The sequence below is a fragment of the Pseudomonas sp. BN515 genome, from assembly GCF_029873155.1.
GTDB lineage: Bacteria > Pseudomonadota > Gammaproteobacteria > Pseudomonadales > Pseudomonadaceae > Metapseudomonas.
In genome coordinates this window covers 122,266-146,933 of sequence record NZ_SSOH01000024.1, presented here as the reverse complement: position 1 = coordinate 146,933, position 24,668 = coordinate 122,266, and the positions used below count along the sequence as shown (strand labels likewise).

General features: G+C 53.5%; 20 protein-coding genes. All 20 read left to right on the top strand.

The window, feature by feature from the left end:
- Positions 1–594, top strand: a 594-nt coding sequence (locus tag E8E91_RS06755; protein WP_280375108.1) for a calcium-binding protein, incomplete at its 5' end; no start/stop codon positions are given.
- A 597-nt stretch (positions 595–1,191) separates the two neighbouring features.
- On the top strand, positions 1,192–2,463 hold the full coding sequence (locus E8E91_RS06750; protein WP_280375107.1) for a Wzz/FepE/Etk N-terminal domain-containing protein: 1,272 nt from the start codon (positions 1,192–1,194) through the stop codon (positions 2,461–2,463).
- Positions 2,464–2,981: 518 nt separating this feature from the next.
- Positions 2,982–4,301, top strand: coding sequence for a Wzz/FepE/Etk N-terminal domain-containing protein (locus E8E91_RS06745; protein ID WP_280375106.1), 1,320 nt, complete (start codon positions 2,982–2,984; stop codon positions 4,299–4,301).
- Between the two features lie 365 nt (positions 4,302–4,666).
- The gene (locus E8E91_RS06740; protein ID WP_280375105.1) at positions 4,667–5,263 is read left to right on the top strand and encodes a hypothetical protein; all 597 of its coding nucleotides are present in this window, start codon (positions 4,667–4,669) and stop codon (positions 5,261–5,263) included.
- Between the two features lie 211 nt (positions 5,264–5,474).
- Positions 5,475–6,779 carry a UDP-N-acetyl-D-glucosamine 6-dehydrogenase gene (wbpA, locus tag E8E91_RS06735; RefSeq protein ID WP_280375112.1) on the top strand — a complete coding sequence of 435 codons (1,305 nt, stop codon included), beginning with the start codon at positions 5,475–5,477 and terminating at the stop codon, positions 6,777–6,779.
- Between the two features lie 74 nt (positions 6,780–6,853).
- Positions 6,854–7,804, top strand: a complete 951-nt coding sequence (gene wbpB / locus E8E91_RS06730) for a UDP-N-acetyl-2-amino-2-deoxy-D-glucuronate oxidase (protein ID WP_280375104.1) — start codon at positions 6,854–6,856, stop codon at positions 7,802–7,804.
- Between the two features lie 7 nt (positions 7,805–7,811).
- On the top strand, positions 7,812–8,396 hold the full coding sequence (gene wbpD, locus E8E91_RS06725; RefSeq protein WP_280375103.1) for a UDP-2-acetamido-3-amino-2,3-dideoxy-D-glucuronate N-acetyltransferase: 585 nt from the start codon (positions 7,812–7,814) through the stop codon (positions 8,394–8,396).
- Positions 8,397–9,485 carry a DegT/DnrJ/EryC1/StrS family aminotransferase gene (locus E8E91_RS06720; RefSeq protein WP_280375102.1) on the top strand — a complete coding sequence of 363 codons (1,089 nt, stop codon included), beginning with the start codon at positions 8,397–8,399 and terminating at the stop codon, positions 9,483–9,485. It abuts the gene before it with no gap.
- Between the two features lie 32 nt (positions 9,486–9,517).
- Entirely contained in the window at positions 9,518–10,750 is a 1,233-nt protein-coding gene (locus E8E91_RS06715; RefSeq protein ID WP_280375101.1) for an oligosaccharide flippase family protein, read from the top strand.
- 107 nt (positions 10,751–10,857) lie between these two features.
- Positions 10,858–12,135 (top strand): hypothetical protein, encoded by a 1,278-nt coding sequence (locus E8E91_RS06710; protein ID WP_280375100.1) that lies wholly within the window; start codon positions 10,858–10,860, stop codon positions 12,133–12,135.
- Between the two features lie 63 nt (positions 12,136–12,198).
- Positions 12,199–13,365: a glycosyltransferase family 4 protein gene (locus tag E8E91_RS06705; protein ID WP_280375099.1), complete on the top strand. Its 1,167-nt coding sequence runs from the start codon at positions 12,199–12,201 to the stop codon at positions 13,363–13,365.
- Positions 13,366–13,531: 166 nt separating this feature from the next.
- Positions 13,532–14,566, top strand: coding sequence for a polysaccharide biosynthesis protein (locus E8E91_RS06700; protein WP_280375098.1), 1,035 nt, complete (start codon positions 13,532–13,534; stop codon positions 14,564–14,566).
- 3 nt (positions 14,567–14,569) lie between these two features.
- Positions 14,570–15,688 (top strand): capsular polysaccharide biosynthesis protein CapF, encoded by a 1,119-nt coding sequence (locus E8E91_RS06695; protein WP_280375097.1) that lies wholly within the window; start codon positions 14,570–14,572, stop codon positions 15,686–15,688.
- A 22-nt stretch (positions 15,689–15,710) separates the two neighbouring features.
- Positions 15,711–16,841, top strand: coding sequence for a UDP-N-acetylglucosamine 2-epimerase (non-hydrolyzing) (gene wecB, locus E8E91_RS06690; protein ID WP_280375096.1), 1,131 nt, complete (start codon positions 15,711–15,713; stop codon positions 16,839–16,841).
- A 500-nt stretch (positions 16,842–17,341) separates the two neighbouring features.
- On the top strand, positions 17,342–18,547 hold the full coding sequence (locus E8E91_RS06685; protein WP_280375095.1) for a glycosyltransferase family 4 protein: 1,206 nt from the start codon (positions 17,342–17,344) through the stop codon (positions 18,545–18,547).
- Between the two features lie 7 nt (positions 18,548–18,554).
- Complete coding sequence (locus E8E91_RS06680; RefSeq protein ID WP_280375094.1) at positions 18,555–19,196, top strand: GNAT family N-acetyltransferase; 642 nt, start codon at positions 18,555–18,557, stop codon at positions 19,194–19,196.
- A gap of 40 nt (positions 19,197–19,236) precedes the next feature.
- Complete coding sequence (locus E8E91_RS06675) at positions 19,237–20,400, top strand: DegT/DnrJ/EryC1/StrS family aminotransferase (RefSeq protein ID WP_280375093.1); 1,164 nt, start codon at positions 19,237–19,239, stop codon at positions 20,398–20,400.
- A gap of 9 nt (positions 20,401–20,409) precedes the next feature.
- Entirely contained in the window at positions 20,410–21,006 is a 597-nt protein-coding gene (locus E8E91_RS06670; protein WP_280375092.1) for a sugar transferase, read from the top strand.
- A 56-nt stretch (positions 21,007–21,062) separates the two neighbouring features.
- On the top strand, positions 21,063–23,057 hold the full coding sequence (locus E8E91_RS06665) for a nucleoside-diphosphate sugar epimerase/dehydratase (protein ID WP_280375091.1): 1,995 nt from the start codon (positions 21,063–21,065) through the stop codon (positions 23,055–23,057).
- 327 nt (positions 23,058–23,384) lie between these two features.
- Positions 23,385–24,620, top strand: a complete 1,236-nt coding sequence (locus tag E8E91_RS06660) for a glutamine synthetase family protein (RefSeq protein ID WP_280375111.1) — start codon at positions 23,385–23,387, stop codon at positions 24,618–24,620.
- Positions 24,621–24,668: the final 48 nt, after the last annotated feature.

Here is a 24,668-nt window from a genome sequence, read left to right as displayed (position 1 = left end):
GTTCTGAACGGTTTCGCAGGAGACGACACGCTGGTGGGTGGGGCTGGGAATGACACCCTCAACAGTGGCGCTGGCAATGACACGCTGGCGGGTGGTGCGGGTAATGACAGCTATGGCGTTATCGGCCTGGATGTTGTGAACGAACTCGCTGGCGAAGGGATTGACTCGGTCACTACCACGAACGCGAGCTACACCCTGGGGGCCAACCTCGAGAACCTGGCGTTCTCGGGTGCGGGTGCGTTCAGTGGTACGGGTAATGCGCTGGCCAACAGGATTACCGGTGGCGCAGGCAATGACACCCTGAATGGCCTGGCGGGCAACGATACCCTGATCGGCGGCCTCGGCGACGATACCTTTGTGTTTGCCGCGGGTTTCGGCAACGACACGATTCAGGGCTTCGATGCCAACCCGGGCGGCGGCCAGGACCTGCTGAACATCGCCTCGTTGGGCATCAGTGCAGCCACCTTCGCGGCGAACGTGGCGATCACTGACCTGGGGGCGGACACCCGGGTCACCATCGGTGCCAACAGCATCACCCTGGTGGGGGTGGCGGATGCCACCACCGTGACCCAGGCGGACTTCATCGTCAGCTGAGGAGGCCTCCGACGGTACGGGATGAGATGTAACGCAACTGCGAAATGGGGCGCTTATCGCCCCATTTCGCATTTCATATGGCTCTGGCCCCGTCAAACGTTGATGTAGAGCGCGACCTCATAGGAGCGGCTTTTGCCGCGAAAGATGCGCAGATTCTAACGTTTCTCGCGGATACATCCGCTCCCACAAAAGCGCGGCTTTTCAGGCAGCCCGGTCGAACGTATAGCCAGCAAGCTGGTCCCTGAAGACAGCGCACTTGCAGGCCCAATGGCCAGAGGGCGGGTTACACCTTCGGCGAACCCACCCTACACAGGACCTTCCAACACACAACTGAAACAGAGCCTATATTTTCCAGTGTGTGCGTTGAAGCTGCAGTCGTCTCCTGCAATGGGAGGGTATAGCGGGTGAGGTTCGGCAGAATTAATCCTGAATTCCCAGCCCCTCTTGAACAAATGGGCCGCGCGACTGTCAGATCCCGCTGGGTACAAGGGATGGGCCTGCTGCCTGCACAAGAGGGGCAGGGCGCTACGGAAGGGAATTTAGAAGTGATCGCATGCCATGCGATAGACCTGTGTTTAGACCGATCCCAGCCGACCTATGCCTGACCAACTGCAGCAACCCACCTATAACAACGATGAAATCGATCTGGTCGAACTGCTTCGATCACTGTTCCAGCAAAAGTACCTGATCCTAGCCATTGCCTGCCTGGTCACCCTGGGGGCGATTGCCTATGCATTCATGGCTACGCCGCAATATCAGGTGCAGAGTGTGCTGCGGCCGGTGGATCGCGGCAGCCTGGACGAGTTGAATGGCACCGGTGTCTATGAGCTGACACCGGTCGAGGCATTGGGCCGTGTCGGAGCAGGGCTCTCCTCCTACGAGAACCGCCTCAAGTTCTTTCGCGACAATCAACAGCTATTCACGGGGCTGGTCGAGCCAGGCCGCTCGTTGGAGCAGGCCTTCGAAGAGTTCAACGGCTCGGCGTTCACCATGCTGCAGATCGACCCGAAGAAGCCTAATAACCTGAGCGAGTTCATTGGCGTATCGCTGACTTACCCCAAAGGGGTAGACGGCGTGGCGGTGGTCAATGGTCTGGTAGCCGCTGTGCTGGAGGATGAGCGAGCGCGAATAGCCGCGGACCTGAAGGTGCTGATAGCCAACCGCCTGTTTGCCCTCGAGCAGAAGGTCGAGGCGGCACGGGCTAGCTACGAGGCGAGCAAGCAAGCGCAAATCGCCACCCTGCGTGAGCAGGAGGCCTTGCGTAGGGCGCAACTGCAGGATGAGCTGCAGGCCCTGCGCAGCGAATTGAAAACGCGCCGGGAGAATCGCATCAATAGCCTCGACGAAGCTATTCAGATTGCCGAGTCGCTGGGCATCCAGAAACCCACCACCCCCTCTGCCATGGCCGATTCGCAGCGGCAAGGGCAGGTCGTGCGCACAGAGGTCACCAGTCAGGAAGTTCCTCTGTACTTCATGGGAGTAGATGCGCTGAAGGCCGAACGACAGGCCCTCAGCAAACGCCGCTCGGACGATTTCAGCGAGCCGCGAATAGCTGAGATTGAGAAGGAACTGGCCTTGCTGAGCCGCAATCGGCAGGTGGAGGTTCTGGAGCAGCGCAAGAACGAAGATCTTTATCTCAAGGACTTGGCGGATTGGCGGCAAGAAGCTGCTCAGCTTAAAGGAATCAAGTTCGATACCCGTACCCTGCAGTTGGTTCGGCTGGACCAACTGGCGCTCGAGCCGCTAAGAGCAGTCAAGCCGAAGAAGACGCTGATCATCGGCCTGGGTGGTGTCGCAGGTCTGACACTCGGTGTACTCGTGGCGTTGCTGCGCAACCTGCTGCGCCCCCGCATGCGCGAGGCCCTGTAGGGCGAGCTTGCGCAGCGGTATGTCGCCGCCGTGCTAGCTGACGACCGACGCTGAGACTAGGGCTAGGACCATCGCGAAGCGCTCACGGCGGCTAAAGCACGGAAAAGGCGGGTAATCCGTTCGTATTAGAGTGATGGGCCGCCTTCAATAATCGGCAGGGGCTGAAGTAGGGCAGGAACGAATGGCTATTCCAGAGCATTCCTAGCTATCCGGGCTTGATTTGGCCAGTAGGCCGTTTAGTCCGCTGGAGTTCGCGCAGACAATGATGCGCAGCACAAAGTTCCCGTCCGTCCGTCTGCCTGTATCAGCAAAGTGATTGTCAAGTCTTGTAATGCCATGCATCACAGGCAAAATGCCGCCAAGTTTCCGCTGGTGGCGTGGGTGCAAGTCCAATACGGCGCGTGCTTTATCGCGAGCGACGAATGGCTGAATGGGACAACTACAGACTGCTTAGGATCGTTGTTCCTCCCCCCCGCTGGTGCATCAGTGTCACACTTTTGGAAGATGGACCTTACCCCGTGAATGCAATCTCCCCCAACGTACAGCAAGCCCCTAACGACGAAATTGACCTGGTCGCGCTGTTTCATGTGCTTTGGGATCAGAAGTGGCTGATTGCCCTGGTCTCTGTGCTGGTGGGTTTGGCTGCTGCGGCCTATGCGTTCCTGGCCACCCCGGAATACCAGGTGCAAAGTGTGTTGCGCCCTGCGGCGATTAAAGACCTCGATGCCTTGAGCCGCACCGGCGTTTACGAGTTGACGCCTGAGCAAGCTATGCAGCGTGTAGGAGCGACTCTGGAGTCCTATGACAGCCGCCTGGAGTTCTTTCGGGCCAATCAGGGCTTGTTCGAGGCCTTGCGCCAACCCAATCGTAGCCTCGAGCAAACCTTCGAACGCTTCAACCAGGAAGCTTTCAAGATGCTGCAGCCAGACCCCAAAAAGGCCAGCAACCTGAGCGCCTATGTCGGCATCCAACTGACCTACCCGGCGGACGTCAATGGCGTCGCCTTTGTCAACGGCCTGGTTGAACACGCCATTCAGACGGAGCGTGGGCGGATCGCCGTCGATCTGCAAACGGTAATCCAGAACCGCCTGAATCAACTCGAATTGAAAATTGCCGCAGCCCGCGCGAACTACGAAGCGAGCAAGGAAGCCCAGATCGCGAGGTTGCTTGAGGCGGACAGCCTCAAGCGTGCGCAGCTTCAGGACGAACTCAAGGCATTGCGCCAGCAGCTCAAGGCTCGTCGCGATAACCGCATCACTCAACTTGATGAGGCGAGTCGTATTGCCAAGGCCCTGGGTATCGTCAAGCCAACCACACCTTCCGCATTGGGTGAGGGTGAGCGCGTCGCACAAGGCAGCGTGATCCGTACCGAGGTCAACAACCAACAGATTCCGCTCTACTTCATGGGTAGCGATGCCTTGGAGGCAGAGCGCAATGCCTTGCTCCAGCGCCGCTCCGACGATTTCACCGAGCCACGCATTGCCGAGATTTCCAAGGAGCTGCAACTGCTGACGCATAACCGGAAGATTGAAGTGCTCAACCAGCGTGCGAACGAAGACCTGTTCCTCAAGGATCTGGCTATCTGGCGCGAAGAGGCCGCTCGTTTGCGCAACCTTCACTTCGATGTAGCCGATCTCAAACTGGTGAATGTCGACCAGGTCGCTGTGGATCCCCTGCGCCCTGTAAAGCCCAAGAAAGTGCTGATCCTGGCATTGGGCTTGGTGCTTGGCGGCATCCTTGGTCTGTTTATCGCCTTGCTGCGCAGTATGTTGCGCCGTAAATCCGATGCCCTTGGTCTGGAGCAAACTAGTCTGGACGCCCGGGCTGCACTTCCGTGACAGGATCAAGCAGGCACTTGTGGATGGCAATTGTGCCGTCATCGGCCATCACCACGATCCGCGAGGGATAGAGTTGGCTGCGGACCCACTGGCACAGGCGCTCAAGGGGCGGGGCTCCCATGCCAAAGGGCACAAGCGCTGATCGAGCACATTGATCGAGCGGGTAGACTCCGTCCAGCCAATTGCAACTGAAATAGCCAAGGGGGTAAGCACCGTGCCCCACCGCACATAACGTTACGTTTCACGGGATCAACGGCGAGTAGTTTCTGCTCGCTTTGAGGCTGAAATTCGGCTACATCAAATGGACTACACCCGGCGGCGCTCCACGCGCCGCCACCGTTAATGGACTAACAAGGGTCGAAAACATGAGTTTCCCCTACATCCTGCACTATGACGTCAACGATGGCGTGAACAGCTCCTGCCAACAGTTGTTGATGGGCGCCCAGCACAGCTTGCTGATCGATTGTGACCTGTTTCAGGGGGCGGAAAGCTCGGTCCAATGCAATGCCGGTGCGGATTGGCTCGCCGTAGCGTTTCCCCCGGATTTGATCAACGCCCTGGCTGCCGCCCATGTGCATATCGATCACGTAGGGCGCATTCCTTATCCCCAGTCCGGCGAAAAGAAGTGCGCCGTCTTCTCCAGTGACCTGGGCGCCCCCCAGGAGCTACTGTCGCCAGCACCCAAGCCGCCGTACCGCGCCGACATCCTGGTGGCCGAGAACGCTTACGGCGACCGCCTGCACGAAGACCGCCGCACCCGCCGCCGCTGCAGCGGTCGAATTGTGAATCACCTGAAAACCATGCTGCTGACTCACGGCGCGGCCTTTTGTTGGTCGGCGACCAGGCAAGGCACCCCTGGTCGGGTCGGCAAAAATGGCGGCTACGCAGTTCTGGACGGGCAGCGCTGTGACATTCGCGCTCAAATCCATACCATAGGCGGCTATTCGGCCCATGCGGGCTAGAAGTGCCTGGTGTATTTTGTTACGCGAATGCGAGAGTGGCCGTCTGAGGTGAGGATCGCGCATAGCGAGGCGGGCGCGAAAAGCATACTGGCTAAGTGCTTTCAAGGTGCCTGTGCGAATAAAAGGTTGCCTTTGCAGGTAACCATCTCAAGCTGAAGACTCGATCAGTATCGAGACGAAAATCCAACCGGAGTTTTACCTGATGTCAGGCATGAAGCAGGCGAGCATCGCCAAATTCAAGAGCAAAGAAGCCATCATCGGCATTGTTGGCCTAGGCTATGTCGGCCTTCCTCTGATGCTGCGTTATAACGCCATCGGCTTCCGCGTGCTGGGCATCGATATCGATGAAGGCAAGGTTTCCAAGCTGAATACCGGCCAGAGCTATATCGAGCACATTCCGAGTGAAAAAATCGCCAGTGCCCGTCAGAGTGGTTTTGAGGCGACCACCGATTTTCAGCGCGCCAGTGAGTGTGACGCGCTCATCCTCTGTGTGCCGACGCCGCTGAATAAATACCGCGAGCCGGACATGAGCTTTGTGATCAATACCACCGATGCCATCAAGCCTTACCTGCGCGAAGGGCAAGTGGTCTCGCTGGAAAGCACTACCTACCCGGGCACTACTGAAGAAGAGCTGCTGCCCCGCGTCGAAGAAGGTGGCCTGCGTGTCGGTGAGAGTATCTTCCTGGTCTATTCCCCGGAGCGCGAAGATCCGGGCAACCCCGACTTCGAAACCCGTACCATCCCGAAAGTGATTGGTGGTCATACGCCGGCCTGTCTCGAGGTCGGTATTGCGCTCTACGAGCATGCGATCGATAAGGTCGTGCCGGTCAGTTCCACCAAGGCGGCGGAAATGACCAAGCTGCTGGAAAATATCCATCGGGCAGTGAATATCGGTCTGGTCAACGAGATGAAAGTCGTCGCCGACCGTATGGGCATCGATATCTTCGAGGTGGTCGATGCAGCTGCTACCAAACCATTCGGTTTCACTCCTTATTATCCAGGTCCCGGCTTGGGCGGCCATTGCATTCCTATCGACCCCTTTTACTTGACCTGGAAGGCTCGTGAATATGGGCTGCACACGCGCTTTATCGAACTCTCTGGTGAGGTCAATCAGGCTATGCCTGAATACGTTGTCAGCAAGTTGATGGATGGCCTCAATGACAATGGCAAAGCATTGAAAGGCAGCAAGGTGCTGGTTCTCGGTATCGCCTACAAAAAGAATGTGGACGATATGCGCGAGTCACCTTCTGTGGAGATCATGGAGTTGCTCGAAGCGAAAGGCAGCGTGGTGGCCTACAGCGACCCTCATGTACCGGTCTTCCCGAAAATGCGTGAGCACCACTTCAATCTGTCGAGCGAACCGTTGACTGCGGAAAATTTGACTAGTTTCGACGCTGTGGTACTGACCACCGATCACGACAAATTCGACTACGAACTGATCAAGCAGCACGCCCGTCTGATTGTCGACAGCCGTGGTAAATACCGTACTCCGCACGCTCACATCATCAAAGCCTGATTACTCGCTGTCTACGAATACCCGGTAATTCCTGTCAAGGGATTCCGGGTTGTAGTGTTTCACAAAGGATATTTATGAAAAAATTCGCTCTGATCGGCGCCGCCGGTTATATCGCTCCCCGTCATATGCGCGCCATCAAAGACACCGGTAACGAGTTGGTGTCCGCCTATGACATTAACGATTCGGTTGGCATCATCGACAGCATCTCGCCACAGAGCGAGTTTTTCACCGAGTTCGAGCGCTTTATCGAGCATGCCTGGGTGTTGAAGCGCGATCCAGCTACAGCGCTGGACTATGTAGCTGTCTGCTCGCCCAACTACCTGCACCATGCACATATCGCGGCTGGTTTGCGTTTGGGATGTGATGTGATTTGTGAAAAACCGCTGGTGCCAACCCCAGAGATACTCGATGAGTTGGCCTTGGTCGAAAAGGAAACCGGAAAGCGAGTTTACAACATCCTGCAACTGCGCCATCACCAGGCAATCCTCGAACTTAAGGATAAAGTAACTCGTGAAGCCAGCGAGCACAAATACGATGTAGAGCTGACTTACATTACCTCGCGCGGTAAGTGGTACATGGAAAGCTGGAAAGGCGACCCGCGCAAGTCCTTCGGCGTGGCCACCAATATCGGTGTGCATTTCTATGACATGCTTCACTTCATTTTTGGCAAGTTGCAGCGCAACGTCGTGCACTTCACCAATGAATACAAGGCAGCGGGTTATCTCGAATACGAAAAAGCTCGCGTGCGCTGGTTTCTCTCCATCGACGCAAACGATCTGCCGGATGCGGTCAAAGGTAAGAAGCCGACCTACCGCTCGATCACCGTCAATGGCGAGGAGTTGGAGTTTTCAGAAGGCTTCACCGATCTGCACACCACCAGTTACCAGGAAATACTCGCAGGGCGAGGCTATGGCATCGAAGATGCGCGCCATTGCGTGGAGACCGTCAATACTATTCGTTCCTCAGCGATTGTTGATGTACAGAACGATGAAGGTCATCTGTTCCTAAAGAGCCTGAATCGCTGAGGTGTCCATGAGCTATCAAGTGCATCCCTCCGCTATCATCGATGATGGTGCGCAGATCGGCGATGGTTCGCGAGTCTGGCACTTCGTTCACATCTGTAGCGGCGCGCGTATTGGCAAAGGCGTATCGCTTGGTCAAAACGTATTTGTTGGCAACAAGGTCGTCATTGGCGATCACTGTAAAGTGCAGAACAACGTATCTGTCTACGACAACGTCACCCTCGAAGAAGGTGTGTTCTGCGGCCCAAGCATGGTCTTCACCAATGTCTACAATCCGCGTTCGCTGATCGAGCGTAAGGATCAGTACCGCAACACCTTGGTAAAGAAAGGCGCCACCCTTGGCGCAAACTGCACCATCGTTTGTGGCGTGACCATTGGTGAATACGCCTTCATCGGTGCGGGGGCTGTGGTAAACAAGGACGTGCCAGCATATGCCTTGATGGTCGGTGTACCGGCACGGCAAATAGGTTGGATGAGCGAGTTTGGCGAACAACTGGAGTTTCCGGTTCGTGGTGAAGGGCAGGCGGTCTGTCCGCACACGGGCGCATGCTATGTGTTGAGTGGCAATAGATTGAATAAAGTGGATGCACAGTAAATGATCGAATTCATCGACCTGAAAGCTCAACAAGCTCGTATCAAGGACAAGATTGATGCCGGTATCCAGCGGGTTTTGGATCATGGCCAATATATCCTCGGCCCGGAAGTCGCTGAGCTCGAAGAAAAGCTTGCTGCCTTTACTGGTGCCAAATACTGCATCACCTGCGCTAACGGTACAGATGCTCTGCAGATTGCGCAGATGGCTCTCGGGATTGGTCCTGGCGACGAAGTCATTACCCCTGGATTCACCTATATAGCTACAGCAGAGACTGTGGCTCTATTGGGCGCAAAACCGGTTTATGTCGATATCGATTCGCGCACGTACAACCTGGACCCAAACCTGCTGGAGGCCGCCATCACTCCGCGTACTAAAGCCATCATTCCTGTCTCGCTCTACGGTCAATGTGCAGACTTCGATGCAATCAACGCGATAGCCGCGAAGTATGGTATTCCGGTGATTGAAGATGCAGCGCAGAGCTTTGGTGCTACCTACAAGAGCCGCCGGTCCTGCAATCTGACCACTATCGCTTGCACCAGTTTTTTCCCGAGCAAACCTTTGGGGTGCTACGGCGATGGCGGTGCCATCTTCACCAATGACGAAGAACTGGCAATTGTACTTCGCCAAATCGCCCGCCACGGTCAGGACCGCCGCTACCACCATGTGCGTGTTGGTGTGAACAGCCGCCTGGATACCCTGCAAGCTGCTATTTTATTACCTAAGCTGGAGATCTTCCAAGAGGAAATAAAGTTACGTCAGCAAGTTGCTGGAGTTTATTATCGATTGCTGAATGAGGCAGGCATCTCCACTACGCCTTATATTGAATCGTACAACATCAGTGCCTATGCGCAGTACACCGTGCGTGTAATGAACCGTGAAAAGCTACAAGAAAAATTGAAAGGGGCGGGCGTACCTACAGCTGTGCATTACCCAATACCGCTCAATAAACAGCCCGCAGTCGCAGACGGCAGCATTACCCTTCCTGTGGGTGACCGTATCGCGGGGGAGGTGGTGAGCTTGCCAATGCACCCCTATCTGACGCAAAAGCAAATATTTGCCATCACTACAGCATTTGGGTGTCAAGGTTAGTGTTAATTACCAAACTTAAAAGCAATAAGCTCTTGAAGTCGGTCGTGCTTGTTGCTAGTGGTGCAGTTATTGCACAAGGCATCACGGTGGGTGTTACTCCCGTGCTGACTCGGCTCTTTACACCTGAAGAGTTCGGTATGCTGGCTGCATTTACTTCAGTATTGACAATATTACTGGCTTTAAGCTCTCTGCGATATGAATTCGCCTTGCCGCAAGCGAAGAATAAAAAACAGGCTGAGACTTTGGTCTATTTATGCCTTGGTCTTCTCCTAATCACTAGTTTGACGGTGTTTGTGTCTTTAGCGATTGCGTCGCTGTTAGGATTTTCGTTTTTGGCAGGATGGGGTTTCATTTGGCTTTTGCCGATTGGAATTTTATTTGCTGGGTCTTTTCAGGTTGCAAGCTATTGGGCGATACGGGAAAAGGCCTTTTCTAATCTTGCTAAATCCAATGTAAATCGTAGCCTGTTTCAAGCTGGCGCCCAAGTGGGAATGGGGATGGCCGGTGTTGGCGGGCTTGCTCTAGTACTAGGCTATGTGCTGAGTCAGGCAGTAGGCGCACTGAAAATATTGTTGGGTGCAACTGAAAATATACGACTCCCTACGTGGAGGAGATTGAAGACGCTCGCAATTAGGTATAAACGATACCCTCTCTTGTCCGTTCCCGCGGGCGTCTTGAACGTCAGCGCCCTGCACGCTACCCCATTTATCCTAATTTCTCTTTATGGAGTATCTTCCGCCGGCTTTTTTTCTTTGGCTCAAAGAGCTATGGGGGCGCCCATGGCATTTTTGGGAGGGGCTATTGCTAATGTGTATCTTTCAGAGCTACCGAGAATAAAGGAGTCCGAGCCGGAGCGTTTGATGCGTTTCTATTTGAGTTCATGCAGAAACCTGCTGGCCATTGGGCTTCCTATAGTCAGCTTGGCTACTCTGGTTCTTTGGTGGGGCGTCGACCTGATTTTTGGGGCTGAATGGTCCAAGGTGGCAGAGTTTGTTGTGTATTTGGCTCCCTTTTTTCTTGGGCAGTTTGTAGTGGCGCCGCTAAGCCAGACACTAAATGTCTTGGAGCGCCAAGATATCCAGTTGCTCTGGGATTTGCTTAGGCTGGTAGTGCCAAATCTGGCTCTGATTTTAAGTTCTTTTAGTGGAAATGAAGATAACGTGTCTCTTGGAATCTATAGTGTTTTGATGCTGATGATTTACGTTTTTAATGTTTTTCTGACTATTTCAAGTATAAGATATTATACATGCGGTCGAGTGAGCTGAAAGATTTCGTTACGCTAAGAAAGGTGTTGAATTGCTTGGTGCGGAGAGTTTTGCTAGAGACCCGCTTCTCTAGTTTGAAGATTATATTCTTGGATGGTGGTTTATAAATGGGTGGATTCATTTTTGTGCTGTGCTCTGTTTTGTTTTCCTTGCTGCTTTATATGCTGCATCCTTCTTTTTACGACTGGAATTTGTTTACAGCAATAAGAAATGAGAGTCACGATTTTTCTCATGCCATGATTTCGGTTTTTTATGTGTTCTTGGTTTCCATTCCTGTGGCTTTTATTCGGCCTGGGTTGTACTCGGTTTTTAATGCTTGCTTGTTGTTTACGGTTTTTATACCGTTTTTTTCTCTTATGCCGTATTACACCCCAGAATATGTTTTTTCGGATGTATCATATTTGGCTGTGTCTGTTTCTGTAATGTTTTCTTTGTTGGGTGTTCTTTGGGGGGGTAAATTTTTAAGGATTGATTGGTCGGGGTTTGGTTATATTAAACCGCGGCATTTTTTAGTTTTTGTGGTTTTGGTTAATTTTATCAATATGGCTCTTGTTGTCTATGCTTTTAGAGGAGTTATTTCGTTTAATGTGATAGGTAATATATACGCTCAGCGAGAGATTTATACGGAGTCGGCGAATATTTTTTCATATTTTGTAAACTGGCAGTTTATGGTTTTTTCACCTTTATTGTTGTTGTTGTCAATGATCAGGCTTCGGGTTGACTTGTTTGCTTTGGCTTTGGTCGGATTTTTTTTGGTTTTTTCAATAACGGCTTTCAAGGTAGCTCTTGCAGTTCCTTTCTTGATGGTGGTTGGCTTTCTGACCTCAAGATTTTGGAGGAGCAGGGTAAGTGCTTGTTTTGTCTCTTTTTTGTTTTTGGTGATGGTTATATTTGCCTTTTTGTTTGATTCTTGGTCTGAAAGCAAATACTTGTCTGCTTTGCTTGTGGATAGAACCGTCTATGCACATGGGGTGACTAGCCTTTTTATAATTGAAATGTTCTCTGAGATGCCGTTTGTATATTGGTCTAACAGTTTTTTGAGGCATATTGTTGAACCTGTTTATAGTGTCGATCCCTTCATTATGGTTGGGTACGAATACTGGGGTAAGTTTGCGAGGGCTAATACGGGTTTTTTTGGGGATGGATTTATTAATGCGGGATGGGGTGGGGTTTTTGCATCGGCATTGGTAGCCGCTTCGGTTCTTGGAGGAGCTCAATCACTTCTCGAGAAAAAATATGGACATTATGCATATTTGATATTTTTGCCGCATATTGTCGCTATGTTGAATGGGCCGATTCAGGTTTCGCTCATGACAAATGGTTTGTTGGTTTTGCTCGCTTTGTCTTTGGTCTCGCCTGTGTTTAATAGGGAATCAGCGCTTTGAATTTTTGGCTAATAATGCCTTTCTATTAATTTTGGGTGAGGGCTTATGAGGATTGCATACGTCGTGGAAACCTATACAGAGGGTCTTGGTTATATTGATAATATTCTGCCTAAGGAGTTGGCGGCGGCAGGAGACCAAGTGCACCTGATAACTTGTCCTCTGCCGATGTATTATCAGAATTCGGCGGCGTTCTTTGGGGCTTTGACCGATAAGAAGGATTTTTGGGGCGAAGAGTGCTCTGGAAACTTAACTCGGCATACATGTTCCTATACAAGGCTAGGGGGGCGTATATTAATAAATGGTTTGTTTGGTAAGTTGAAAGACATTGAGCCTGATGTTGTCATAGTTAGGGGTATTGCATCCCCCGTTCTAGGTCAGGTAGTGCTAGCAAAAATGATCTTGGGGTTTAAGATTTTTACATCTACAGGTCAGGCATATTCGGCTGTTCCTCAAGCTTTGAGGGGGGGGGGCTTTTTATCTAAGGCAAGAATATATAATTTCTTTTCTCGTGTCTTGCCTGGTAGGTTTTTTAGCTATTTTGTGACGAAGTGTATTGGGTCAACTGAAGATTGCGTTGATTGTGCTGTGGATTTTTATGGTGTTCCAAGGCGGAAAACTAAAGTTATCTCTCTCGGCGTTGATACAAGTATTTTTTTTCCTGCCTCTAGTTTTGCAGCATTAAAGGCTCGATCGACTGTAAGGTCAAGTTTGGGTATTTTAGATAAAAATATTGTATGCATTTGGACTGGGAGAATGACTGCGAGCAAATCGGTTCATGTGTTGGCACAGGCTGTTGAAGAGTTAAGTGCGGAGGGATATCCCTTCATTGCTCTGTTTGTAGGTGATGGCCCCGAAAGTGAAACGCTGCGAGCATATAGTAAGTCTATTGTCCACCCCTTTGTGCATTGGACTAAGTTGCCGGAGTTTTACCGGGCAGCGGATATTGCGGTGTGGCCTCGTTCGATAACCACTAGCACTCTTGATGCTTCAGCATGTGGTCTGCCGGTTATTATGAGCGATCAGGAAAAGGCGCAGGAGCGTTGGAAGGATATTGGATCGACTTACAAGAATGGTTGTGTAGCGTCATTGAAAGAAATCTTGCTGGGCTATCAGGACGATGCTCGACGATCTGCTACGGGTTCAATTGCCTCCTCTCGCATGCGCGAATTCTATAGTTGGAAGGTTATTGCTCAAGCGTTCAGGTGGGAGTTTCAGTCTAGTGATAAATGATTTTTGTGCATATCTAAGAAATGGTCGTGTACTTTGATTTTTGTGGATTGACGCTGTTGTTTGTAATGCGTGAATATTATGAGGTTAAGTATTTGCGACGCGATGCTTGAGCAGTCTCCGGTGTGCGGTCTTTTTTGTTCTGGTCTTGGTAGATAGGAATTGACACATGTTTGTTGATAAGGTTCTTTTGATAACAGGGGGTACAGGTTCCTTCGGTAATGCTGTGCTAAAGCGCTTTCTTGATACTGATATAAAAGAAATTCGTATATTCAGTCGTGACGAAAAAAAGCAGGATGATATGCGAAAGCGTTATTTCAGTTCAAAGCTGAAGTTTTATATTGGTGATGTGCGCGATTACCAGGGTGTGCTGAATGCCACCCGTGGCGTAGATTTTATTTTTCATGCTGCTGCATTAAAGCAGGTTCCTTCCTGTGAGTTTCACCCGATGGAAGCGGTGAAGACAAATGTTCTGGGTACCGAAAATGTGCTTGAGGCGGCTATCCAGAATAGTGTCAAGCGGGTTGTTTGTCTGAGCACTGACAAGGCTGTTTACCCCATCAATGCCATGGGTATTTCCAAGGCAATGATGGAGAAGGTCATGGTGGCGAAGTCGCGCAATGCCGATGACAACAAGACGGTTATCTGTGGTACCCGTTATGGTAACGTCATGGCCTCGCGTGGTTCGGTCATCCCGCTGTTTATCGAGCAGATTCGTGCTGGTAAGCCTTTGACGTTGACTGACCCGAACATGACGCGCTTTATGATGACGTTAGCCGATGCCGTAGATCTGGTGTTGTACGCCTTCGAGCATGGCAACAACGGAGATCTGTTTGTGCAGAAGGCGCCGGCCGCCACGGTGGAAACTTTGGCCAAGGCACTCACGCAGATGCTTGACAAACCTGAGCATCCCATTCAGGTGATTGGCACTCGGCACGGCGAGAAGTTGTATGAAGCGTTGCTTAGCCGCGAGGAGATGGCCTGTGCAGAAGACATGGGCGATTACTATCGTGTACCGCCGGATCTGCGTGATCTCAACTACGCCAAGTTTGTCGAGCAAGGCGAAGAGAAGATCTCGCATATGGAAGACTATAACTCGCACAACACCGAACGTCTTGATGTCGAGGGAATGCAGCATCTGCTTCTCAAGTTGGATTTTATGCGTGCTATCCAGCGTGGTGAGCACGCTACGCCAGAGGAATGATCGATGAAAGTGCTTATCACCGGTGCCAACGGTTTTGTCGGTCGGAATCTTGTTGCGCATCTGGCGGAGCGACCAGATATCGAAGTGTTGTGCTTTACGCGAAATGATCCACTAGACGCGCTGGTTGGCCTTGTAGAACAGGTCGACTTCGTATTTCACCTGGCTGGCGTCAATCGCCCACAAGATCCCCAGGAGTTTCAAAGTGGCAATGCCGATCTGACGCGCAAGCTGTGTGAGGCTATCGAAAACAGTGGCCGTAAAATTCCGCTGTTGTACACGTCATCCAGCCAGGCAGAGTTGGATAACCCTTATGGCAGCAGTAAGCGCGGCGCTGAGCAGGCACTGCTTGACCTGACCAACAGATACGGCTCTGTTGTTCACCTTTTCCGTTTACCTAATGTATTCGGCAAGTGGGCGCGCCCGAACTACAACTCGGCGGTGGCTACCTTCTGCCACAACATTGCTCGCGATCTACCTATCCAGATCAATGACCCACTGGCGCGCATCACCCTGGTTTATATCGATGATGTGATTGCCCATTTCATTGCGGTAATGGAAGGCCGGCTGGTCGGTACCCCCTTCGTCACGGTTGATCCGCAGTACAGCATCACCGTTGGCGAGCTGGCAGAGCAACTGCGCACCTTCCGAGACAGCCGTCGAACGTTGATTACCGAGGCGGTCGGCACTGGGGTGGTGCGTGCTCTGTACTCGACCTACCTCAGCTATCTGCCGCCCGAGCGCTTCACTTATGAGGTGCCGAAATATGGCGATCCTCGCGGTGTGTTCGTTGAGATGCTGAAAACTCGCGACTCGGGTCAGTTTTCCTTTTTCACTGCACATCCTGGCATTACCCGAGGTGGCCATTACCACCACTCCAAGACCGAGAAGTTCCTCGTTATCAAGGGCGAGGCATGCTTCCGTTTCCGTCATATCGTCACCGGTGAATTCCATGAACTGTTCACCACGGGAGCGCAGCCGGAAATTGTCGAGACCGTACCCGGTTGGACCCATGACATCACTAATGTCGGTGATGAAGAAATGATTGTGATGCTTTGGGCCAACGAGATTTTTGACCGTGAACACCCGGACACCTATGCGCGAACGGTCGGCACCGAGGCGTAAGCCACTTCAACAGAGATTTGCAATGAAAAAGCTGAAAGTTGTAACTGTAGTGGGTACCCGCCCGGAGATCATTCGCCTGTCACGTGTCATGGCCAAGCTGGATGAGTACTGTGAGCATGTGCTTGTGCATACTGGTCAAAATTACGATTACGAGCTGAACGAGATCTTCTTTCAGGATCTCGGCATTCGCAAACCTGATCATTTTCTTAATGCAGCCGGCGCCAGTGGTGCGGAAACTATTGGTAATGTAATCATTGCCGTAGACCGTGTGCTGGCCGAGGTAAAACCGGAAGCCTTGCTCGTGCTGGGCGATACCAATAGCTGTATGGCGGTGATTCCAGCCAAGCGCCGCAAGATTCCGACCTTCCATATGGAGGCCGGTAATCGCTGCTTCGACATGCGTGTACCAGAAGAAATCAACCGTCGCATTGTCGATCACACCGCCGATATCAATCTGACTTACAGCACCATTGCGCGTGATTATCTGCTGCGCGAGGGCTTGCCGCCGGACATGATCGTTAAAACAGGCAGTCCAATGTTCGAGGTACTCAATCACTACCGTGATGGTATCGAGGCTTCGGAAGTCCTGGAGCGTTTGGGGCTGGAAGCAGGAAAGTTTTTCGTGGTCAGTGCTCACCGTGAGGAGAACGTCGACTCGGACAAGAACTTCCTCAAGCTAGTCGATGTGCTCAATGCCGTTGCGGCGCATTACGGCTATCCGGTCATCATTTCGACCCATCCCAGAACACAGAAACGCGTCGATGCTCTGGGTGTAGAGTTCCATGCCAACGTGCGTTTGTTGAAGCCGCTTGGTTTCAAGGACTACAACAAGCTGCAGCTGACTGCCAAAGCCGTGCTTTCGGATAGCGGTACCATTAACGAGGAATCGTCCATCCTGAATTTCCCTGCACTCAATATCCGCGAGGCGCATGAGCGTCCTGAGGGGATGGAGGAGGCTGCCGCCATGATGGTCGGTCTTGATCTAGAGCGAGTGATGCAAGGACTATTCGTGCTGGAAAAGCAAGGGCGCGATGAACAGCGCAGCCTGCGTCTGGTCTCTGATTACAGCATGCCGAATGTGGCAGAGAAGGTCGTCCGTATCATCCACAGCTATCGCGACTATGTGATGCGCAATGTCTGGAAGGTACAGTAGTCAGTTTGACGGTCCAATGTTCGTTGCCAGCGGGCGTGGGCTTCTTGTTGCTCTCCGTGCGCTAAAACGCTCGGCCGTCCTGTCGCCCCAGCGTCTTTGTGTAGCGTTTTCGGTCGCAGGGGAAACGTGCGCTGGGTGACGGGCGCATTCAATCGATCTGGATTGGCCGGAAGATCCACTTGACCTTCCCTCAAGGAGGTATTGGTCCAGCCTGCAAAGATGGCTTCGGAGAGGTCTGCAAACTGGGAGGTCGATGCGCTAAACGATAAGGAGGCGGGATATCCTAGAAGTTGAGCGGCCGATCGAGTTTGGCAATTAGTATTTCGGGAAGTTTGAGCTGGAACCAGGGAGTATGGGAAGGCGAGAGATTGTGAGCTCTTTCTCGCGAAGGGTATCTGGCAATAAGTGTCAGTTTCAAAAGTTTGGATGGTGTGGCACCTACCTATCAGGCGTGGCTTTAGTCACGCGACACAAATTGCCGTGAGGAGGGAGTGGTTTTCGTGCGAGTTCAGCTTATTACCCAGCTATTCGACCCGGAGAATGCAATCAAGGGGCTTTCGTTCGTTCAGGAACTCGTCAGACTTGGGTACGAAGTCGAAGTTGTTACCACCTACCCCAGTTACCCCGGTGGCCGGATCTACCCGGGCTATCGCATGCGCCTGATGCAGTTGGAAAACATCGAAGGGGTGCGTGTGGTTCGCTTGCCTTCCTATGTGGCTCACGGCAGTTCGGCACTCAAGCGGCTACTGAGTTATGCGTCTTTTTCGGCATCGGCGTTTTTCTATTCACTGTTTGTCGGCCGCAAGCCGGATGTTATCTACTCATACTTCCCGCCGATGGTGGGGGGGATTGCCTGCGCCATTCTTGGTAGTATCCATCGGCGGCCATTCATCTATGACGTTCAAGATCTCTGGCCTGAGGCTCTGGTTGCCACGGGCATGCTCCGCAATCCGCGCGGAGTTAGCTTGATCGAGCGCTGCGTCGGCTGGGTCTACAAGCGTGCGTCGGCCATTGTGGTGCTGTCAGAAGGCTACAAGCGCACGCTTGTCGCGAAGGGAGTTCCTGAGAGCAAGATTCATCGAATTTACAACTGGTGCGATGAGTCGAGGTTAAAGCGTTCCGATCAGTCTCACTCCGGCACAAGCAGCTTCGATATTATCTACGCGGGCAATCTGGGGGCCGCCCAGGCATTGGGCAGCGTGATCCAGGCCGCTCAGTTGCTTCAGCAGGACGGCGAGCGAGGTATCCGGTTCATTTTCATAGGGGATGGAATTGAAAGCCAGCGTCTCAAGGAGCAGGTAGCCTCTCTGGGCTTGGAGAATGTGGAGTTTCGCGGTAGCGTTCCGCCGGAGGCCATCGGCGCCGAGCTTTCGAAAGCCGATGCATTGTTGGTGCACCTGGCGGATGATCCGGTATTCGCAATTACTGTGCCGTCCAAGACCCAGGCCTACATGGCGATGGGCAAGCCAATCCTGATGGCGGTGGCAGGGGAGTCCGCGGAAATCATTCAGAAGGCTGGTGCCGGAATGGTCGCCAGGCCCTGCACGCCGACAAGCATTGCCGAAACTGCGTTGCAGATGGCTCGGTGTACGCCCGAACAACTCGCTGTATTTGGCGCAGCCGCTGAACGCTACTATCGAGAAAACATGTCCCAGAAGAATGGCGTCGAGCATGTTTCTCGTATCCTGGCCCTGGTAACGGAATAATTTGGACATGCCTGATTCTAACAGCGTTGCTGTTCGCCCTGCATTGCTTTCGGATTTGCCTTTAGTGGCGAAGATTCATCAAATGGCTTTTCCTGACTTCCTTATGACCCTTCTGGGGCCGTCATTTCTTCAAGCGTATTACCAGACGGTATTTGATTACTCGGAAAGCTTGTTTTTAGTGGCTGAGGACGATGAAGGGAAACCTTTCGGGTTTGTCGCAGGCTTCGCTCAGCCGGAGAAGTTCTATGCGCTTTTGGGCTCGCGTAAGAAACGCATGATGATTTCAGCGGCGCTGCATCTGTCGATTCGCCCCAAACTGTGGAAGCGTGTACTGGAAAACATGAAACTGGTCTCGCGGCGATCCACTGAAGGTAGTCAAGATGGCTTGCTCCGGGTTGAACTGGCATCTATCGGAATTTCTCCTGCTCAGGGGCGTCGAGGCTACGGAAAAGCTTTGGTCAACTCCTTCCTTGGTAGAGCTAGGGAAAAGGCGGCCGATATAGTTGAACTCAGCACCGATGCGAACGGCAATGATGCGGTTAACGGATTTTATCGGGATCTTGGATTTACTCTTTCAATGTCAGAAGAGCGAGCCGGCGGCCGGCTTATGAACCACTACGCCTATAATTTTCGTCATCTGAAAGATTGAGTTCCACCAAATCTATTAACAGCAAGGTGTGTAAAGAATAATGAATGGCTCGAGTGTTCCGTTTCTGCCGTTTGCTCTTCCCGAAATTGGTGAGGAAGAGATTGCAGAAGTTGTCTCTTCGCTTCGCTCTGGTTGGGTGACCAGCGGCCCCAAGGTCAAACAGTTCGAGCGCGATTTTGAAGAGTGGCTCGGAGGTGGCGTGGAAGCCATTTCCGTCAACTCCGCAACTGCTGGCTTGCACCTGGCACTGGAGGCGTTGGGAATTGGCCCTGGCGATGAGGTCATCACCACGACCCACACCTTCACTGCTACGGCTGAAGTCATTCGCTACTTGGGGGCCGATCCCGTTTTCGTCGACGTGGACGCTGATACGCTGTGCATCGACGTAGATGCCATTGAACAGGTCATCACGAGTCGCACCAAGGCCATTATCCCGGTACATTTCGCTGGCCGAAGTGCGGATATGGGCAAGATCATCGACATTGCCAAGCGGCATGGCCTGAAGATTGTAGAGGATGCCGCCCATGCGCTCCCGACTACCTGCGATGGCAGGCTGATCGGTACCCTGGAAAGCGATGTCACGGTCTTCAGCTTTTATGCCAACAAGACAATTACCACTGGTGAAGGCGGCATGGTGGTAACCCGCAATGCGGAAATCGCCAAGCGTGCTAGAATCATGCGTCTGCATGGTATCAACAGGGATGCCTTCGATCGATTTACCGCCAAGGTTCCTAGTTGGTATTACGAGATTGTCGCGCCGGGCTTCAAGTACAACTTGACCGACATTGCCGCGTCTATTGGCATCCATCAACTGAAGAAGGCCCACGCTTTCCAGCAGAAGCGGCAGTACATAGCCGAGCGCTACAATGACGCCCTGGCATCACTGCCTCTGATTCTACCGCCAAAGGCAGCGGGCAGTGACACGCATTCCTGGCACCTCTATGTTATTCAGCTGGCCGGTGATGTATCGGTCGACCGGGCCGAGTTCATCGAGCGGATGTTCGCCTTGGGGGTGGGGATGAGCGTTCATTACGTTCCTCTGCATCAGCAGCCCTACTGGCGTGACACCTATGGTCTCACTCCGGAGATGTTCCCGGTCAGCCAAAAGATCTACGAGCGCACTGCCACGCTGCCGCTCTACACCCGGATGACCGATGCCGATATCGACAGAGTTGTCCGTGCCGTGAAGGAGTCCCTGAAGTGATAACACGTCATGCTTAAGCGTTTATTTGATCTTCTGGTGAGTGCACTTGCTCTGGTTTTCCTATTTCCTATATTCCTGCTGATCTCAATATGGATAAAGATTGACTCTCCGGGTGAGGTCTTCTTCCGCCAAGAGCGTGTAGGGCGTTACGGCAAGATCTTCCGAATCCACAAGTTTCGTACCATGACGGTGAATGCTGAATCCAAGGGGCTTCAGTTGACCGTCGGAAGCGATCGTAGGGTGACCGGGGCCGGTGCTTTCCTGCGTAAGACGAAACTGGATGAACTGCCGCAGCTACTTGATGTTTTTGTCGGGGACATGAGTCTCGTGGGGCCGCGACCAGAGGTTCCGCGATACATGGATCAATACCCCACGGCGGTGCGCGAGGAGGTTCTATCGGTGCGGCCAGGCATCACTGACCGCGCGTCGATAGAGTTTAGGAACGAGAATGAGATGCTGGCAGGGTCGGTCGATCCGGAGCGCACTTATGTGGAGGAAGTGTTGCCCATCAAGCAGAAGTACTATCTAGCCTACGTCCGCTCCCATTCCTTATTGGGAGATCTGAAAATCATTCTCGATACGGTCGTAGCTATTGCGACGAAGTAAGTCTGCGTGCGCCTACGCAGGCAGAGGAGCCTTTGCAATGATTGGGAATTTGGTGAATGAGTAGCTTACGTACTGCCCTGTTGGGGCTTCCTCGGCGTCGCAAGCGGTTGCTGCAAATTCTCGCTGACGTAGTGCTCCTGTGGCTGTCACTCTGGCTGGCGTTCATCGTGCGCTTGGGTACCGACAATCTGATTAAACCATGGGAAGGGCATCTGTGGCTCTTTGTGATCGCCCCGCTGATTGCTATCCCATTATTTGTGCGGTTCGGTATGTATAGGGCGGTAATGCGGTACTTCGGTAACGATGCGCTGCTCGCTATTGCCAAGGCTGTCACCCTTTCTGCCTTGTGCCTCGCCCTTGTGGTGTATTGGTATCGCGATGCACCGATAGCAGTCCCCCGTTCACTGGTGTTCAACTACTGGTGGGTGAGTTTGGTGTTGCTTGGCGGTTTACGGTTGGCAATGCGCCAGTACTTTATGGGCGATTGGTTCTCAGCCAACAACCCGGTGCCATTTATGAACCGTGATGACGGTCTGCCTAAGGTGGCGGTCTATGGCGCCGGGGCTGCCGGTAACCAGTTGGTGGGCGCCCTGCGTATGGGGCGCGCGATGCGTCCGGTGGCGTTCATCGACGACGACAGCGATATTGCCGATCGAGTAATCGCCGGGCTGCGGGTGTTCAAGCCCAAGCATATTCAACAGATGATCGATGAAACAGGGGCGCAAGAGATCTTGCTGGCAATCCCTTCGGCCTCCCGCGCCCGTCGGCGTGAGGTGCTGGAACACCTCGAACAGTTCCCTCTGCATGTACGCAGTGTGCCGGGCTTTATGGATTTGGCCAGCGGTCGAGTGAAGGTCGATGACATCCAGGAAGTGGATATCACCGACTTGCTCGGGCGTGACGCCGTTCCTCCGCAGCAGGAGTTATTCGAGCGTTGCATTCGTGGTCAGACCGTTCTGGTAACCGGTGCTGGCGGTTCGATCGGTTCTGAGTTGTGCCGCCAGATCATGGCGAGTGAGCCCAAGACACTGCTTCTGTTCGAGCACAGCGAGTTCAACCTGTACAGCATTCATTCCGAACTTGAGCAACGGATCGAGCGTGAGTCCTTGCCGCTACGGCTGGTGCCAATCCTGGGCTCTATCCGTAATCCAGAGCGGCTGTTGGACATTATGCGGACCTGGCAGGTGGACACCGTCTACCATGCGGCTGCGTACAAGCACGTGCCAATGGTGGAGCACAACATTGCCGAGGGCGTGCTGAACAATGTCATGGGCACTCTTTACACCGCTCAGGCTGCAGTGAGGGCTGGCGTCGAGCACTTCGTTCTGATTTCCACCGACAAAGCTGTACGACCGACCAACGTGATGGGCAGCACCAAGCGTTTGGCTGAGATGGTTTTGCAGGCATTGAGCCGGGAATCGGGTCCGGTTTTGTTTGCAGACAATGATGCCGTCCATCAGGTCAACAAGACCCGTTTCACTATGGTGCGTTTCGGGAATGTGCTGGGTTCTTCGGGTTCAGTGATCCCACGGTTCTATGCGCAAATTCGTCGTGGTGGGCCGGTGACGGTCACACATCCCAATATCACCCGTTACTTCATGACTATTCCTGAGGCTGCTCAGCTGGTGATTCAGGCCGGCTCGATGGGGCAGGGGGGCGATGTGTTCGTGTTGGACATGGCCGAGCCGGTGAAGATTCTCGAACTGGCGGAAAAGATGATCCATCTTTCCGGTCTGAGTGTGCGTTCGGAGAAGAATCCTCACGGGGACATCGCAATCGAGTTCAGTGGCTTGCGGCCTGGCGAGAAGCTGTATGAGGAGTTGCTGATCGGCGATAACGTCAGTCCGACGGGGCACCCGATGATCATGCGGGCCAATGAGGAGTATCTACCCTGGGATTCTCTCAAGACGGCATTGGCAGCCTTGCTCGAGGCTGTTCAGCAGGACGATTACGCTAAAGTTCGTCAGTTGCTTCGAGAGACGGTCAGCGGTTATGCCCCGGAAGGAGAAATCGTCGACTGGATACATCAGCAGCGCCGGATCGAGCCCTGATCGTTGGCAAGTTGGAACCGAGATTGCTACTGACACCAATGGCGGGAAATCTGTCGATGTGTAGAAAGCATTTCCTCTGTTCTACTTGCCATACCCAGCACGACGCAATTGGTAGAGTCCTTCGGCTTCAGGTGGCCTATTACGGCGCTTGATATTTCGAACAGCCGGTGCGTATTTTGTACATGCCGCCATCCAGAGCGGCTGTAGCGCACAAGGACAACAATCATGACTACCAAAGTCCGCAGCCCGCTCGCCGAGCGTCTGGCCGGCGTTGAAGAGATCGAGTGCGTCACCCCTGACCTGAACGGAGTGATGCGGGGCAAGGTGATGACGGGGGAGGGCTTCCTCTCGGGGCGCCGTCTGCAGCTGGCACGGGGTGTGCTCCTGCAATGCATCATGGGCGGTTACCCGCCCGCTCGTTTCTATGGCAGTGACGACGGCGACCTGGCCCTGGTCGCTGAACCGAACCAGATTCATCGCCTACCCTGGAGCGAGCGACCGCGTGCCCTGGCCATCTGCGACGCCCAGGAGCTGGATGGCCGTCCTTCAGGGCTGTCGACTCGGGGACTGCTGCGCAAGGTGGTGGAGCGTTATGCGGCCCACGGCTGGAAGCCTGTGGTGGCCACAGAACTGGAGTTCTTCGTCTTCGCCCCGAATCCCGACCCGACTCAGGCCTTCCTGCCGCCGATGGGGCTGGATGGTCGGCGCGAGGTGGGCTGCTCGGCGTTCAGCGTGTCCTCCAACAATGGCCTGCGTCCCTTCTTCGAAGAGGTCTATCGCGTCATGGAGGCCTTCGACATGCCTCGCGATACCTTCATGCACGAGATGGGCGTCAGCCAGTTCGAGATCAACTTCCTCCATGGCGATCCGCTGCTGCTGGCGGACCAGACCTTCCTGTTCAAACACCTCCTCAAGGAGGTCGCGCTCAAACACGGTATCCAGGTGGTTTGCATGGCCAAGCCGCTGGCGCACACGCCGGGCAGCTCGATGCACATCCACCAGAGCGTGGTGACTCTCGACGGCGAAGAGAACATCTTCAGCGATGCCAACGGCGAGACGACTGCGGCCTTCGCCCATTTCATCGGCGGCCAGCAGGTGGCCATGGCGGATTTCACGGCGCTCTTCGCGCCGAACGTGAACTCCTACCAGCGCCTGTGCCACCCGTACGCATCGCCCAACAATGCCTGCTGGTCCCACGACAACCGCGCGGCGGGACTGCGCATTCCGGCCAGCGCGCCGGTGGCGAGGAGGGTGGAGAACCGCCTGCCCGATGCCAACCCCTATCTGGCCATCGCCGCCAGCCTGGCGGCCGGACTCTACGGGATTGAACAGCAGCTGCAACCGAGCTCGCCGATCCAGGGCGAGTTCGAGGCGCCGGATGAATTGCTGCTGCCCTGTACCTTGCATGCTGCGATCGAACGTCTGAAACGCAGTGATCTGGCGCGTGAACTGTTCGGCAAGGAGTTCATCGAAGGCTACATTGCTACGAAGACGATGGAGCTCAGCAGCTTCTTCGATGAGATCTCACCATGGGAGCGGCGCATCCTCGCCTCCCAGGTGTGATCGTCCCAGGGTCGCCCGTCCGGGCGGCCCTCCCTGTACAAGTAGCCG

Excerpts from the sequence above, each read along its gene's own strand:
- E8E91_RS06670 (WP_280375092.1), top strand. The coding sequence starts at position 20,410 with ATGCTTAAGCGTTTATTTGATCTTCTGGTGAGTGCACTTGCTCTGGTT.
- wecB (WP_280375096.1), top strand. The coding sequence starts at position 15,711 with ATGAAAAAGCTGAAAGTTGTAACTGTAGTGGGTACCCGCCCGGAGATC.
- E8E91_RS06720 (WP_280375102.1), top strand. The coding sequence starts at position 8,397 with ATGATCGAATTCATCGACCTGAAAGCTCAACAAGCTCGTATCAAGGAC.
- E8E91_RS06750 (WP_280375107.1), top strand. The coding sequence starts at position 1,192 with ATGCCTGACCAACTGCAGCAACCCACCTATAACAACGATGAAATCGAT.
- E8E91_RS06665 (WP_280375091.1), top strand. The coding sequence starts at position 21,063 with ATGAGTAGCTTACGTACTGCCCTGTTGGGGCTTCCTCGGCGTCGCAAG.
- wbpA (WP_280375112.1), top strand. The coding sequence starts at position 5,475 with ATGAAGCAGGCGAGCATCGCCAAATTCAAGAGCAAAGAAGCCATCATC.
- E8E91_RS06660 (WP_280375111.1), top strand. The coding sequence starts at position 23,385 with ATGACGGGGGAGGGCTTCCTCTCGGGGCGCCGTCTGCAGCTGGCACGG.
- wbpD (WP_280375103.1), top strand. The coding sequence starts at position 7,812 with ATGAGCTATCAAGTGCATCCCTCCGCTATCATCGATGATGGTGCGCAG.
- E8E91_RS06710 (WP_280375100.1), top strand. The coding sequence starts at position 10,858 with ATGGGTGGATTCATTTTTGTGCTGTGCTCTGTTTTGTTTTCCTTGCTG.
- E8E91_RS06700 (WP_280375098.1), top strand. The coding sequence starts at position 13,532 with ATGTTTGTTGATAAGGTTCTTTTGATAACAGGGGGTACAGGTTCCTTC.
- E8E91_RS06680 (WP_280375094.1), top strand. The coding sequence starts at position 18,555 with ATGCCTGATTCTAACAGCGTTGCTGTTCGCCCTGCATTGCTTTCGGAT.
- E8E91_RS06695 (WP_280375097.1), top strand. The coding sequence starts at position 14,570 with ATGAAAGTGCTTATCACCGGTGCCAACGGTTTTGTCGGTCGGAATCTT.
- wbpB (WP_280375104.1), top strand. The coding sequence starts at position 6,854 with ATGAAAAAATTCGCTCTGATCGGCGCCGCCGGTTATATCGCTCCCCGT.
- E8E91_RS06740 (WP_280375105.1), top strand. The coding sequence starts at position 4,667 with ATGAGTTTCCCCTACATCCTGCACTATGACGTCAACGATGGCGTGAAC.
- E8E91_RS06675 (WP_280375093.1), top strand. The coding sequence starts at position 19,237 with ATGAATGGCTCGAGTGTTCCGTTTCTGCCGTTTGCTCTTCCCGAAATT.